General features: G+C 33.4%; 10 protein-coding genes. 9 read left to right on the top strand and 1 reads right to left on the bottom strand.

Features of this window, described 5'->3' with window-relative positions:
• The 5 genes from BMY18_RS11100 (at position 1) to BMY18_RS11080 (ending at position 12,174) form a co-directional block, all read left to right on the top strand.
• Positions 1-942, top strand: coding sequence for a L,D-transpeptidase family protein (locus BMY18_RS11100; RefSeq protein WP_170841380.1), 942 nt, complete (start codon positions 1-3; stop codon positions 940-942).
• Between the two features lie 305 nt (positions 943-1,247).
• On the top strand, positions 1,248-9,980 hold the full coding sequence (locus BMY18_RS11095; RefSeq protein WP_092453988.1) for a GH36-type glycosyl hydrolase domain-containing protein: 8,733 nt from the start codon (positions 1,248-1,250) through the stop codon (positions 9,978-9,980).
• A gap of 229 nt (positions 9,981-10,209) precedes the next feature.
• Complete coding sequence (locus tag BMY18_RS11090; RefSeq protein WP_092453987.1) at positions 10,210-10,818, top strand: hypothetical protein; 609 nt, start codon at positions 10,210-10,212, stop codon at positions 10,816-10,818.
• The gene (locus BMY18_RS11085) at positions 10,819-11,373 is read left to right on the top strand and encodes a hemerythrin domain-containing protein (protein ID WP_092453985.1); all 555 of its coding nucleotides are present in this window, start codon (positions 10,819-10,821) and stop codon (positions 11,371-11,373) included.
• A 282-nt stretch (positions 11,374-11,655) separates the two neighbouring features.
• Positions 11,656-12,174, top strand: coding sequence for a hypothetical protein (locus tag BMY18_RS11080; RefSeq protein ID WP_092453983.1), 519 nt, complete (start codon positions 11,656-11,658; stop codon positions 12,172-12,174).
• A 14-nt stretch (positions 12,175-12,188) separates the two neighbouring features.
• Here the strand turns inward: BMY18_RS11080 and BMY18_RS11075 are convergent, their stop codons facing one another.
• Positions 12,189-12,722 (bottom strand): TetR/AcrR family transcriptional regulator, encoded by a 534-nt coding sequence (locus BMY18_RS11075; RefSeq protein ID WP_092453982.1) that lies wholly within the window; start codon positions 12,720-12,722, stop codon positions 12,189-12,191.
• A gap of 270 nt (positions 12,723-12,992) precedes the next feature.
• On the opposite strand from BMY18_RS11075, the gene BMY18_RS11070 reads away from it, so the two are divergent.
• The 4 genes from BMY18_RS11070 (at position 12,993) to BMY18_RS11055 (ending at position 16,104) form a co-directional block, all read left to right on the top strand.
• Complete coding sequence (locus BMY18_RS11070) at positions 12,993-14,120, top strand: tocopherol cyclase family protein (protein ID WP_092453980.1); 1,128 nt, start codon at positions 12,993-12,995, stop codon at positions 14,118-14,120.
• Positions 14,121-14,283: 163 nt separating this feature from the next.
• Positions 14,284-14,622, top strand: coding sequence for a type II toxin-antitoxin system RelE/ParE family toxin (locus BMY18_RS11065; protein WP_092453979.1), 339 nt, complete (start codon positions 14,284-14,286; stop codon positions 14,620-14,622).
• Between the two features lie 144 nt (positions 14,623-14,766).
• Positions 14,767-15,066 (top strand): helix-turn-helix domain-containing protein, encoded by a 300-nt coding sequence (locus BMY18_RS11060; protein ID WP_092453977.1) that lies wholly within the window; start codon positions 14,767-14,769, stop codon positions 15,064-15,066.
• Positions 15,067-15,387: 321 nt separating this feature from the next.
• On the top strand, positions 15,388-16,104 hold the full coding sequence (locus tag BMY18_RS11055; RefSeq protein ID WP_092453975.1) for a MerR family transcriptional regulator: 717 nt from the start codon (positions 15,388-15,390) through the stop codon (positions 16,102-16,104).
• Positions 16,105-16,432 lie beyond the last annotated feature (328 nt).

The raw sequence follows: 16,432 nt of genomic DNA, 5'->3' as shown, positions 1-16,432 counted from the left end.
ATGTATCATAAGTCGAAGAGAAATGATATAAAAAAATGGATTTTTAATAGCCATTCAAAGATATATCTACCAATATTATTACTACTTGGTATAATAATATTTTTTACATTTAAAAATATTAATTTGCCAGGTACCCAAGAAACATATAATAGTGAAGATACTAGTGCTGCGATTGAAACAGAAAATGGGACAATTGGCAGTACTAATTTTAGTGCAGAGAATAATTCCTATCTAATCAAAATAAATAAGAGTAAATACTTTATTACAATATTTAAAATTGATAATACTGGAAAGGCAATCGCTTTTAAAACATTTCGATGCGCAGTTAATTCAAATGTGCCAATGGGCAGTTATAAAATTTCCGAAAAGTTTGTGTGGAGAATGTTAGATACGAATCAATATGCGCAATATACGTCAAGAATTGGTCCCACATTTTATATTCATTCAGTACCATATAGTAGTCAAAAAAGTTCCTCGTTAATTACGGACGCCTATAATAAGTTAGGAAGTGCAGCATCAATTGGCTCAATATATTTAACGGTAGCTGATTCCAAATGGATATATGAGAATTGTATAAATGAAACCGTAGTAGAGGTATATGAAAATCCAGCAGAGGAACCTGCAATTGCGATTGCGGATAAAGTTACTCTTCCATTTGGGACTGGTTATGACCCCACAGATGGTGGAACAACCAATAAGATTGTGCAACACAAAATCGATTATTTGCAAGGAGTAAAAGATAAACAAGTTGCAGTAGGAGCGTCCATTAACCTTTGGGAAGGCATTTATGCTGTTGATTTGGATGGTAACGACATTACCAGTTATATTTCTATAAGTGGCAGTGTAAATACTGCAGTGGCTGGTAGATATACAATCACATACAACTTAATGGATACGTTTGGGACAATCATTGCATACAATAGTGTTATAACAGTATATTAATTAAATATATAGGAATAATTAAACAAAGACCATTTGTTTTCAAGTAATTTGAAAATCAAATAGTCTTTTTTTATTGGCTGGATATTGATTATGGAAGATATCAAAGAAGATAAATAAATAATAATATCTTGCAATACATGCATGTATTCTGAATTTACATGAAAAAGATACCAAATTGTGTTATAATTATATAAGAAGTTAAATATTATCTGAATTTAACTTCAACTTAATTATTACTGTCGCAGAAAATGAAAGTGAAATTTAAAGAAAAAGATATTTAAAATAACTACGAAAAGGAGACTGAAATGAGTGTTTATGATAAAGTTTTTATTGAAGGAATTGTACTGATTGTCTTAGCAGTCATATGTCTTTTGTTGATTTTATTAAAATTAAAATCGAATAGTAAAATAAACGTTCATGATGCTTCACTTTCAAGTGAAGAACTTGAATATCATGCAAAAAGTATAGCAATGGGGCATTCTGTTTTTGGAAATAAAAAAAAGTCATCTTGGCCGATGACAAGGATGAATAGTAATTATAATTTTATACTTACTGTATATAAGGAACTGAATGAAGATATACAAAAAAAATATGCCGTTCCATCAGCAGCGGAATGGCTATTAGATAACTTCTATGTGATTGAAGAACAGGTAAAAGGACTTAGGAGAGACCTGAATCGAAAAAGTTATTCGCAACTTCCAGCTCTGCAATCAGGGCCATTAGTTGGGTATGCAAGAATATTTGATGTTGTTCTTGAACTCGTTGCACATACAAACGGGCAAATGGATGAAAAAATACTTTCGGATTATTTGAAGGCTTATCAGTCACATAGTGTCCTTTTTGATAGGGAGATACAAGCATTGCCGTTGGTGATAAGGCTTGCGATTATAGAGAATATCAGGAATGTTTGCGAGAATATTAAACAAACACAAAATCAGTGGCATAAAGCGGATGAAAACTTTGAAACTTGGAGTTCTAATGATAGCATAGACACAAATAAAGCTATAAAGTTATTCAAGAATAGTTTGAAATCAGTCGATTTAGAAAATCGTTCGTTTGTCGAGCATTTGGTCTATCGTTTGAGAAAATCAGGACGAATTTATGCAGAAGTCTTAAAAACAATGGATATCCAATTAGCTAAACTAGGTATTAGTACTGAGAATATTGCGCAGGAGGAACATAGCGCACAGTCGGATATTACAATTTCAATGAGTAACAGCATTACTAGCCTTCATTATTTCTCTACATTAGATTGGGAGGATATGTTTGAGGATTTAAGCTTCGTGGATCAGATTTTAAAAGGGGATCCAGATGGAACATATCAGTCTATGGATTATTTTACTCGAATGAATTATATCGGGAAAGCTGAGGAGCTTGCGCATAAATACAGAATGTCAGAAATCCATATTGCAAGAGTAGCCATTAAGCTTGCCAAAGGTGCATACGAAAACAGAGCAGACAGTCTGGAAAGCCAAGAGATTAGCCGTGAATGGCATGTGGGATACTATTTGCTAGGACCAGGCCGCGAAAAACTAAAAAAAATGCTAGAACCTATAAATAAGTTCAAACCAGAAAGAGATAATATATTTAAAAAATATTCAACGTGGTTGTATCTGGGTTCAATCTCCTTGTTGACAATACTCCTTGTTTATTTTGCGATAGAGTATTCTATTCTATCTGATGGGTTTCATTCTCTTCCTATAGTTATATTAGCAGGGTTTTGTGTCCTTATTCCTGCATCAGAGATTGCAGTTAATGCAGTAAATTTAATTGTATGTAAATGTTTAAAACCAGCTATATTTCCAAGAATGGAGTTAAAGGATGGGATCCCTGAGAACTTAAGTACGATTGTCGTTGTACCAACATTGCTACCAGATGTAGTACGTGTCAAAGAAATGTTAGCTATATTGGAAGGACATTATCTGTCAAATAGAGAAGATAATCTGTTTTTTACGTTGGTTGGAGCATTTGCAGATTCAAAAGTATCGGTTATAGAGAACGACACAAAAATAATAGAAGCTGCTATGAGTGGCATAGAAGAACTGAATATAAAGTATTCTAAAACAGGGACTGATAAATTCTATTTTTTCCACAGGGCTAGTCAATTTAATAAAAGTAATAATAAATGGATTGGATGGGAACGAAAAAGAGGAGCATTGATGGAATTCAATGAGCTAGTTCTTGGGTCATTGGACACAAGCTTTATTTACTCTTCATGCAAAAACCCCCCATTCTCAAATGTAAAATATATTATCACTTTAGATAGTGATACAATTCTTCCAATGGGTATGGCCAAAAAAATGATAGGAACGATGTCACATCCACTAAACAGGCCAATTGTAGATAGTAAAAAAGGAATTGTTACTGAAGGCTATGGTATTATGCAACCAAGGGTGGACGTTGATGTTGAGAGTTCTAACTCTTCAATTTTTTCACGCATTTTCACTGGGCAAGAAGGTATTGATCCTTATGCCAATGCTATTTCAGATGTATATCAGGACTTATTTGGTGAAGGCATTTATACAGGAAAAGGAATTTATGATTTGCATGTATTTCAAGAAGTTATGACAAATATTGTCCCTGACAACTCAGTATTAAGCCATGATTTGCTTGAGGGGTCATATATGAAAACAGGTTTGGTTGGTGACCTTAAATTAATTGACTCATTTCCTTCTAGGTATAATTCGTATTCTGAAAGAATGCATCGTTGGGCAAGAGGCGATTGGCAATTATTTCCACTTCTTTTTGGTAAGCTTTCAAATCGTATTAAAAAAATGTCGACTAATCCGCTAACGTTACTTTCTAGATGGAAAATATTTGATAATCTTAGAAGAAGTCTTGTAGCGCCAACACTCTTTATCATGCTTGCCTTGGGATTTTGTGTGCTACCTGGAAGTATGTATTTTTGGATTGGCATTTTTGTCGTTTCGTTGGCATTTCCTTTTATAATTGAGGCAATCGGATATATATTTGCAGGAGAACTGGGAAATGTAAGTAGTAAACATTATGTGCCGGTTATAGCTGGAGTAAAAGCGGCACTTCTACAGGCATTATTGACTTTGACCTTTTCACCATTTGAAGCGTGGCTTATGTGCAAGTCAATTATTGTGACTTTGTACCGTGTTATTATTACAAAAAAGAACTTACTAGAATGGCAAACCTCAGATAATGTAGAGAAAACAAACAAGAACTCTCTCAAAAGTTATATATGGATGATGAAAGTTTCGATTATAGTTTCGCCTCTCATTCTTTTTGTTGCAATTGTTTTTAAACCTGAAGCGATACCAATTGGCCTATTCCTTTTTGTCCTTTGGGCAAGCTCGCCTTTCATTGCGTATTGGATTAGTAAAGATATAAAGGAGAAACCCGATAATATTTCGCAAACTGATATGTATGAATTGGGGAAAATCGCAAGAAAAACATGGAGGTATTTCGAAGAATTTTCAAATTCAGGAAATCATTATCTGGCACCTGACAATTACCAGGTGGACCCACCAAAAGGTATCGCAGCAAGAACGTCACCAACAAATATCGGATTGGGACTGCTTGCAACTTTAACAGCAAGAGATTTGGGATATATCGGAAGTTGTGAAATGACTGATCTAATAGAAAAAACGGTTTCCACTATTGAACGATTAGAAAAATGGAATGGACATCTATATAATTGGTATGATACAAGAACTTTAATTCCACTAAAACCCAGATATATTTCAACAGTGGATAGTGGAAATCTCATTAGTTATTTAATTACGTTACGAGAGGGTATGAAAGAGATACTTGGAAAGCCTATCGTAGATAGTTGCTATTTTAATGGAATTCGAGATACCCTGTATTGTGCAGGGAATGAAGATGATGCAAAAATTATATTTGATTGCCAAAATCATGTAAATGTGACTACTTGGAATCAACTTCTTGATGATTTAATGAATGAAGAAGAATTGGTTAATATTAAAAATGATGTATGGAAGTCAAAATTCGAAAGCATGTTATTGAAGTTAAAAAAAGAAGTGACGAAATGGATGCCATGGCTTGATTTGATGGAAAAAGTCCCAATGGAATTTAAAAGATCCGAATATGAAAATTATTTAGAAGTTAATAAGCTTATTGATATACTTTTACAAAATAGGAGTATTAAAGATCTGCCATTTGATTGTACACAAGCACTCAGTTTGTCAAATGAACTAATTGCGAAAATTCAAGTAAGTGAGGGTTATAACGGAAATGGTGCATTAGATTGGCTTAAACAGATAAGTAGATTATTGATTAGAACGACGGAAGCTTCTGAACAATTTATAAAAAATTATTTAGAATTAATTGGAAGAATTGACAATCTGTCTGATAATACTGTATTTTTGCCATTATATGTTGAAAAGAAACATTTATTTTCTATTGGATATAATATTGAAGAAAATAAACTTACCAACTCGTATTATGATTTGCTCGCTTCGGAAGCGAGACAGGTAAGTTATATAACGATTGCAAGAGGAGAAATTCCTGCATCTCATTGGTTTAAACTTGGCCGATCACTTACGGTTGTAGACAGTTATAAGGGATTAGTATCTTGGACGGGAACGATGTTCGAATATCTGATGCCACTTTTGATTATGAAAACATATAAAAATACGTTATTAGATGAAACATATTCCTTCGTCATTAAATGTCAAAAAAAATATGGTAAAGAAAGAAATATGCCATGGGGTACTTCAGAATCGCAATATAATATGTTGGACTTGAAAAATAATTACCAGTATAAGGCTATTGGTGTTCCATCGATTGCTTTAAAAAGAGGAATGATAGAAGATGCAGTTGCAGCACCTTATGCCACCTTCTTAGCACTTTTAGTTGATCCACAAGGTGCGATTTCGAATATCAAACATTTAAAAGCTGAAGGAATAGAGGGTCCTTATGGATTCTTTGAAGCTGCGGATTATACGCCAGCAAGGTTGAGGCATGAAAATAAGCGAACGATTGTAAAGAGCTATATGGCACATCACCAAGGGTTAAGTTTGATTTCACTTAACAATTTTATAAACAAAAATATTATGCAAAAACGCTTTCATTTGGATCCGGCTATGAATGCAGCGCGCCTTCTGCTTAAGGAAAAGGTACCATCAGACATTGTGTTTGTAAAGACAAATAAAGAAAAAGTCCCACAGTTTAAAGAGGTGATTTTTAATGAACAATCCACAATACGTAGTTTTGATAGTCCTAATCCAGTATTGCCAAAAGCTCATATTCTAACGAACGGAAACTATTCTGTTATGATTACAGATAGAGGAACAGGATACAGCAAAAACAAAATGGCGGAAATAACTCGTTGGAGAGAAGATAGTACGCTTGATTCATTTGGAACCTTTTTTTATCTAAGGAACGTATCGACAGATTACATTTGGTCTGCAACGTATGCACCTTTGAATGTTCTCCCTGATAAATATGAAGTTATATTTCAACCAGAAAAAATAACATTTAAGCGTCAGGATAGAGAAATTGAAACAATGACAGAAGTAGTAGTTGCATCTGGAGATGATTCTGAGATTAGGAGGATTTCACTTAAGAATAATGGGAAAAAGACCTGCGAGATTGAACTTACAAGTTATTTTGAAGTAGTACTAGCTCCACAGGCTGCAGATATAGCACAGCCAATTTTTAGTAATCTTTTTATTGAAACAGAATTTAATCAAGAAAAAGGCTGTATAATTGCAAAAAGACGTACAAGAGCTGAAACGGAGGAAGGATTTTGGATTGCAAATTCTGTGATTCAAGAAGGTGGAATCGTTAAAAACATTCAATTCGTGACGGATAGGATGCAGATGATAGGACGAGGTAATACAGCGAAACATCCAATATCGATAGGAAGAAACAGACCTCTTATGAATTCAGTAGGTCCAGTGTTGGATCCAGTGATGTGTATGCGTGTGAAAGTTAAGGTTGAACCAGGTAAGACAGTTAAACTTTCATTTGTGTCAGTAGTGGCTGAAAGCAATGAAACACTGATGTTGTTAGTAGACAAATATGCAAGTGCAGATGCAATTGAAGGCGCATTTAGACTTGCACTAACAAGAAGTCAAATTGAGACGAAGTATCTAAATATGTCAATTACAGAAATTGAATTATATCAGAACTTGATTTCACATATTTTGTTTATTAGTCCTATGAAAAAAATATATGAAGATTTTATTTTGAAAAATTCAAAAGGTCAATCTTCACTTTGGAAATATAGTATTTCAGGTGATATACCGATTGTACTAGTTGTATTAAAAAGTTCCAATAAGGTAAAAATACTTTATCAAGTATTAAAAGCACATGAATATTGGCGTTCAATTGATTTGAAAGTAGATTTGGTTATATTGAATGAGGAGGAAAATAGTTATTCATCTCCACTGCAATCATTGATATCAGACATTGTGCTATCAAGTCAGACACATAATATAATTGAAAATCCTGAGGATATTTATATGCTTGAGAAAAATAAAATGCAGCCGGAAGATGTAAATCTTCTCTATGCGGTTGCCCGAATCGTATTAGTCGGCGACGAGGATACCATAGAAGCGCAAGTGGATAAGAAAAATGTTATGATGCTACCAGGTGTAAAGGAGTTCAATGGTCAAGAAGCGGAATTTGAGAAAACTGTTCTAGAGGAGCAAGAACTTATATACTTCAATGGATTAGGCGGATTTAACTTAGATGGTGATGAATATATCATAAAACTGGAAGGAGAACATCATACCCCAGCTCCATGGGTAAATGTAATTGCGAATCCTGAATTTGGATTTGTTGTTTCTGAATCAGGTTCGGGCTACACTTGGAATCAAAATAGTCGTGAAAATAAACTGACACCATGTTCTTACGATGTAGTATCGGATGGTCCTGGTGAAGCCCTATATATTAGTGATGATGAAACAGGAAATAATTGGACGGCTACGGCTTTACCGATAAGAGAAAGTGAACCATATACAATAAAACATGGATTTGGATATTCAATATTTGAACATATAAGTCATGGAATTGAACAGCGTCTGACACAGTTCGTGCCAGTAAATGATCCGATTAAGATAACTATAGCAAATCTCACAAATAAATCAAAAATTGCAAGGAATTTAACACTGACGTATTATGTGAGACCGATACTAGGTGTAAGTGATCAAGGCACTGCCATGCATATTAAAACTAGTATTGGAGAATCGGGCGCATTTCTAATAGAGAATCCATACAACGAAGATTTTGGAGGAAGAATTTGTTTTGTAGATAGTTCAATCACAAAACGCTCAGTCACAGGGAATCGAAAAGAATTCTTTGGAAATGGCGATATGAGTGAACCTGAGTGTCTAGCACGAAAGGGATTATCTGGAGAAACCGGCATAGGTATGGATCCATGCTGTGCAATTCAGGTAAAGATTACCTTAGAACCTGGTGAAAGCCGTGATATCATATTCCTTCTAGGAATGACTTCAGATATTTTTAAGGCGAACGAACTTATACAACGGTACACAAAAGCAGAAAAGGCAACAGAAGCTTTAATAGAAGTTAAACAAAACTGGAAGGATAAGATGAATGTTTTACAGTTTAAAACTCCTGACTGTTCAATGGATATAATGCTAAATGGATGGCTTTTATATCAAATACTATCATGTAGATTGTGGGCACGGTCTGGATTTTATCAGGCAGGTGGAGCTTTCGGGTTTAGAGATCAGCTTCAAGATTGCTTGTCTATTGCAGGAATATGGCCCGAAATTGCTCGTGAACAAATTCTTTTGCATGCAAAACATCAGTTTACACAGGGCGATGTCCAACATTGGTGGCATGCACCACAAGAAAAGGGTATTCGTACCCGCTGTTCGGATGATTTATTATGGTTGCCTTATGTGACCGCTGAATATATAAGATTAACAGGAGATGAAGACATTTTAGAAGAACAGGTTACGTTTCTAGAAGAGGCTCCTTTGATGGAAAATGAATCAGAAAGATATGGAAAATCGAATGTTTCATTAGATACAGCTTCTTTATATGAACATTGTTTGCGGGCTGTTGATGCATCTTTGAAGTTCGGCAAGCATGGCCTTCCACTTATGGGTACAGGAGATTGGAATGATGGAATGAATACCGTCGGAGACAAAGGTTTTGGTGAAAGTGTTTGGTTAGGTTGGTTTTTAGTTTCAGTTCTTAAAATAATAGCTCCAATATGCACCAAAATGGGAGATACTGAAAGAGCTGAAAAATATAATGAAATTAGAAATAAAGTTACACAAGCGATTGAAAATGCATGGGATGGAAATTGGTATCGTAGGGCATATTTTGACAATGGACAGATACTGGGATCAGAAAAAAATATTGAATGCAAAATCGATTCAATTGCGCAAACCTGGTCTGTAATTTCAGGTGAAGGAGAACCCAGAAGATCAATGCAGGCAATGAATTCACTTGAAGAATACCTGATAAATAGGGAGGAAGGTATAATAAAACTTCTTTCGCCCCCATTTGATAAAGGTGATTTAGAACCTGGTTATATAAAAGGATATGTTCCAGGTGTTAGAGAAAATGGAGGACAGTACACCCATGCGGCAGCGTGGACAGTAATTGCATTTGCAAAATTGGGTGATGGAGATAAAGCAGGAGAACTGTTTGAACTCATTAATCCAATCAGCCATGCCAATGATCTTAGAGAATATTTCCAATATAAGGTAGAACCTTATGTGATGTCAGCGGATGTTTATGCTGTTCACCCACATATGGGAAGAGGTGGATGGTCGTGGTATACAGGCTCTGCGGGTTGGATGTATCAGGCAGGTTCTGAGTATATTCTAGGATTTCAAAGAAATGGTGATTCAGTTATAGTAGACCCATGTATCCCAAGCAAATGGAATGAATATTCAATGAAATATCAATTTCACACTGCAACTTATGAGATTAAAGTTAGCAATCCTGAAGGGGTATGTAGAGGCGTTAAGAAAATAACTATAGATGGTAAAACATTAGAAGGAAATGGTTTTGACCTTATAAATGATGGAAGAGATCATGTTGTTGAAGTTCTTATGGGATAGTAATATTATCTTGAATTATAAGCTAGATGGGAGAGTAACCTTAACATTTACTATCCCATCTAGTTTTTTAATTGAGAAAATGGAAATATTATTTTAATTGCAGAAAAATGTAGCTATAGATACACATATATATTGAATTAGTAATTATAATAAGTAAATACCGACACACAAGATATCAATTGTTTGGTTTCGAAAAATTTTATAAAAAAAATAGATGAGGAGAAACAATATGAGTGCATTTTTAGGACCAATTCATTTTTGGCTATATAATAAAATCCAAATACAGCAAGAATTACTAGATGAAATTTTAACATTAACAAATGATTTATTCCCGGGTTTAAAAGAAGGACTAGATACAAAATATGGAAAGTCAGAAACAAGGGCTTTAGAAGAGGTTATAGATCAAGGAAATATTCACGGATGGTTGCAATCTAGTATATCCAAAGTTGAATACAAGTTAGCAAATAGTGTGACACATATTATTAAAAATTCCCCAGAGGTATTACCAAAAATAGAAACTATTTTTGAAACAAAGGGGGAAGAAAAATCATCGTTAACTATTACAAGCAGTGCAGCTGATGCATATAAGGCAATTAGTGATTGTTTATTGGATGGGATGCCATGTGATCATGCGAATAGCGTGTTAGAAGAAAGCGAAGAGAAAGTAATATGGAAAAGAAATAGCTGTGTACACACGAAATATTGGGAAGAAGTTGGTGGAAACATTGACATATATTATTCGCTACGGGAAGCATTTATTATGGGATTTCTAAAGAAAACTCAGCTTGTATATGAAAAGGTAGATGAAGTAACCAATATAATAAGGAGGACTGCATAAATGAATAGTATTGAATTAATGGTAGAAGAACATAAATATATCATTAGAATGCTTGCTGTTGTAAGAATTGCTTGCAACAAGATATTATTAGGTGAAAAAATATCCTATGACGATTTTGATGAAATGATTGAGTTTATTACTAAATATGCAGATGAACATCATCATGGAAAAGAGGAAAAGTTCCTTTTCAAAGAAATGGTAGATCATTTAGGCAAGATGGGAACAAACCTAGTTACACACGGAATGTTGGTAGAACATGATTGGGGAAGACTATTTATTATTGAATTAAAAGCTGCACTCATACGAGTGAAATCTGGTGATGACGAAAGTAGATTAGATATCATTGCAAATGCGATCGGATATGCGAATCACTTGACCAGACATATAGCGAAAGAAGATGCTGTGGTATATACATTTGCAGCAAAAAGTCTTGCACCAGAAATATTAGAGCGCATTAATAAACAGACAGATTCTTTTGAAGAAAATGCATCAAAAAATCGGACACAGGCTCATTATATTGAACTCCTGGAGAAATTAGAAAGAAAATATTTATAAACTGATGGGCAAGGAATTGCGTAAACCTATATTACCCCTACTGTTCCTTGTCCATTACAAGCATCAATGCGATATAACCGATATTATCCTTCAAGAATTAAATTTTGAGAAGGTAATATCGGTTTTTTCGGTACCCAATGGTGAATCTTTATATAAATTAAACTTGTTCATTTGATAAATATCTTGAAATAAATTATTAAAAGTAATAAAATATATTTAATTATACATACAATTGTATCGTGGTTTGAAAGCTTTCAAAATAGGTTTAAGGAAGGGGGAAATATGACGGAAAAGCGTAAAATTATATTAATAATACTATTTGCTTTTATTATTATTGGAATTGGTTTATCCATTATGATTCAGACTCCAATTGGTCAAAAATATTTTTTTAAAGGCAATCGTATCACAGTTGATTTGAAAGTTTTTGTTGATGACAAAGAGTTATCGCTTGATCAATTAGTTGCAACATGTACTTTTGAAAAGAAGGATTGTGATATAACTTCTGACAATGGAACGTTTCATACTGCTGGTGGAAATTATGGGTTATATAAATTCACTGTAACAATTCCTAAAGAGCGATTAGATGAATATGGGAAGGATATCTTACTAAAACTTAATTATTTGAATGCAAATAACTGGTACATATCCAACAGCGATTGTGTGATATATCTAAAAACAGATAATAATACGCTTACAGGCAAAACAGAAGTAACTGTTAAATATAATGATAATACATCCCAAAACTATATAAAAGATGTCAAATCATTAGATAACTCGATTGATATTAATTGGGGGTTATAATGGGGTATATAATATTATAATTCCATAAGTTCGCAGACGATTTTTGCCATATACTCATTGCTTTCTTCCATTCCATTTTCTGCCCAACTAATTAGGGTCTTAAAGAGACCGCCAGATAAAAAATCAATTACATACTTTTCCTTCTTAGACTCAAGTGTTATGTGGCTGTAAAGATCCTTGAAGATCGTCTGCAGATACAGATTATGTTTTTCTAAAATGAACTGTGTCAGTCCAGAATCAAGAATATGAAACAATAAATTTTTGTTTTCACGAAAGTAGTTAAAATAAAGACAAGCTGATTGAAAGTCGTTTTGTGGTTTCTTACAAATGTTTTCCCAGTAAGTTTTAAATAATTCGTCCATATACGAGAGGATGATTTCTTTTTTATCTTCGTAATTCCTATAATAAGCCATTCTTGATACGCCGGCACGAGTCGTAATCTCCGTAATTGTTATATTGTCAAATTTTTCCTTCTCCATTAATTGCATGAGTGCAGAAAATATACTTTCACGCACTATAAGATTTTCAGAATTTCTATTTTTACTCATAAAACAAAACATCTCCTTTTGTAACAGTTGGGGTTGATAGACTTGATAATATCAATGTAAAGATTTATATTAATATTATATTGTTACAAGTGTAACATCAAAATGTGTGATTAGACAAGAAAAATTGTGGAGTGTTTGATTATTGAAGTAGTGGTGTTTTACTATGTTAATCTACTGGAATGGTAGAAAGCCTGAATGATTTAAGTATTCACGAACAAAAGAAACCTGCGTAGAAATGAGAAATGATTAGGATGAAAGAGGTAACTGATTATGAGAAAAAGTGATTTGAGTAGAGATTTATATATGCTGAGAGGACCACTAGCAAAAAATGGATATGACTGGTGGTGGCATAATTTTACTGGGTATAATAGGATAACCGGAAAATCCAAAACATTTTTCATAGAATATTTTGTATGTAACCCAGCACTTGGAGGAGACAAAGCAATCCTAGGGCAGCTGCCTCAAAATGTATCTGAAGGCATCAAGCCATCCTATGCATTGATAAAGGTTGGGACTTGGGGAAAAGATGCTTGTCAAATACATAATTTCTATCCTACTTCTCAATTTTTATGTTCCAATAGTCGATTAGATATCAAAATTGGAGAATGTTCACTTACCGAAGAACACATGAAAGGCTTCTGCAAAATCACTCAGGAGGAAGCATTAAAACATCCGGAATACATGTGTGACGCAGGAGATATGAGTTGGGATATACATATTGATAAAAAAATAGCTTTCAATGTTGGGTATGGTGCGGCTAAAATTCTTGTTGCTCTGAATGCATTTGAAATGTTCTGGCATGCCGAGGGAATAAAGACAGCATATTGTGGTGAAGTTACTCTAAATGGTGAAATCTATGATATCATCCCAGAAAAATCCTACGGTTATGCTGACAAGAACTGGGGAAGCGATTTTACTTCTCCATGGCTTTGGATTAGTAGTTGTAATATGAAGAGTCTTTTGACTGGAAAACTTTTGGATAATTCCGCTGTTGAGTTTGGGGGCGGAAGACCAAAAGTATTAGGAATTGATTTAGGAAGAAAACTGCTCGGTTGCTTCTATTATGAAGGTCAAATGTATGACTATAACTTTTCAAAGTTTTGGACTGGTTCTAAAATCAATTTCAGTTTCATTGAAGGTGAGTCAGTGAATGTTTGGAAGGTAACCGCCCAAAATAAGAAGTCTATCATGGAGTTAACACTTGAGTGCCCGGTAGAAGAGATGCTTTTTGTGAATTATGAAGCGCCAAGTGGAAAGAAACTACACAATCGTCTATGGAACGGTGGGACAGGTTATGGGGAAATTAAGTTATATCATAAGAATAGAAAAGTTAAGACACTTATAGACCACATTGAATTCAAATCGGCTGGTTGTGAATATGGTGAATATACGATTTAACAGCCAATGAACATAAAATAGCAAATCTTCGCCTGAATTTAATAAAATATATAGAAATGAAAACAAGAAATAATTCAATGGTTATGTTTAATCACTTTATTGACAATACAACAAATATGTTGTATTGTGATATTATAACGAAGAAGGAGGATGTCTAATTTATATGAAATTGATAGCACATAAAACTGGTGGTGGAAAAGATGTAATAACAGATTTTATCAAAAAGTTACCAGTAAAAGAAAAAATCGATGGATTATCGATTTTAGAAGCTATGGAAAGCAATAACTTTAATGTATTAAATACAAAAACCTGGCAAGGTAAGATTAAGGAAGTGTATTTCTACAAATTCAACAGAATATTCTATATCGTACAAGGGGAAGAGATAGTTTATTTACTTCACGCTTGTAAAAAGCAAAAGAATAAAACAGAAAACATAGACAAACAGATAGTAATTAAAAGAGCAAAAGAATTAGAAATCGAAATTGGAATAAAAATACTATGAATAGGAATACTTTGAAGTGTAAAATATTAATAATGGATTTTATAACTATGAAAAGAGAATATAATTAGAAGAATATAAATAAATTTTAATATAATAAATAAGAGAGAAAATAAAAAGGCAAAGGGATATTTCGGAGGTGATTGTATGGTATTTCAAGAAGAACTAAATATTAAAGAACTAATATCAGAAGAGAGGGAAAGAGATCCAAAATTCAAGCAGGCATGGGATAATAGTAGACTAGAATATAAAATTTTAGGTGAAGTGATAAAAGCCAGAAAAGCAAATGGGATCACGCAAAAGGAATTAGCAAGAAAAACAGGTTTTAAGCAACAAGCTATTTCAAGAATCGAAAATAAAGAAACAAGCCCATCACTTGCTACTCTATGTAGGATATTGGATGAATTAAAGTTGGATATACAAATCATACCCAAAAGTAAAGCATAAAATTATAGATTTAATATCAGCAAAAATGCCTATGCAGAAAAAATTCCATCTGCATAGGCATTTTGTTGGTATTGATATAAAAAGGTGCTCCCACAATATAGTTGATATTTGCAAATTATGTTTTATAATATGATATATAATGTTTGTGATAAATCTTAACAATGCAAACTAATTATTTAAAAAAAAAAAAAAATCTTACGAAAGGTATTGCTCATTACGTTACGTAATAATTTATAGTTATAATGAGGAGATAAATGAGAATGGTTTTATCATTCATATCCCTAATTATGATTGGTGCTAAAACGCCAGATAGGAGCAAATATGAAAACATATTCAACAGGAGAACTTGCGAAAGCTTGTAAAGTAAGTGTACGTACGGTTCAGTATTATGACAAGGAAGGGATTGTCGTTCCTTCACAGTTAAGTGTAGGTGGAAGACGAATTTATTCAGAAGATGATTTTAAGAAATTTCATTGTGTGTGTCTATATAAATCATTGGGCTTTTCCTTGGAAGATATCAAAAAAATAATGGAAACTGAAGATACTTATGATCTTTTATTAGAAGTTATTATGAAACAGCAAGAAAAAATCTCAGACGAAATTCATACATTAGAGAAAACAAAAGAAAAGTTAAATATGGTTAAAGAAGAAATCGACAACACAGGGACATTAAGACTCGAAAGCCTTGATGAAATGGAAGCATTGTTGGATAAAAAACGGAAGCATAGAAAAACGGATATTATGACTTATATTTTTATGGGATGCTATGTCTTGATTTTATTCGTAGGTTTTCCGATTACTGTTAGTGTTGGAGGTATTTATCCATTTGTTATGCTAATAATTGCCATCACCTTATTGTTGGGATTGATTTTTTATCATTCAGGGGTTAATGCTTATATTTGTCCAAGCTGTCACGAAAAGTTTCCGATTGGATTTTTCAAAGACATGTTTACATTAAATGGCGGCTCAAAAGGAAAATATCTAAAATGTTCTCATTGTGGGCATAGGGGTTGGATGAAAGAATCATTTCCAGAATAATAGATAAATGCATTTTGATTTAACATGACTTTAACAATAGAATAAAAATTATAGAAAATTGAAGATAGTTAAATCAACGTGGGAAGCTTTCGCATTTTAAAATGTAAAAGCTTGCCTCGTTGTTAGATTTGCGGTAGGAACTATAGATTAATGATTTTATCATACAATACATTTTTCTAAATGTGAAAATGTTACCGTTTGGGCATTAATACCTACCGTATGGGCTAAAGTCATTGAAAGTAAGCACTGTCGGTGTTATGGTCTGTTATACGCTATTTAGTAAATATTGTAAATATATGTGCGGTTAAAGCCTGATTGAAGAAAATCG

It is taken from the genome of [Clostridium] fimetarium (assembly GCF_900111235.1).
GTDB classification, from domain to species: Bacteria; Bacillota; Clostridia; order Lachnospirales; family Lachnospiraceae; genus Clostridium_N; species Clostridium_N fimetarium.
Note: the sequence above shows the minus strand (reverse complement) of the source record. Positions and strands in the feature narration are given on the sequence as shown.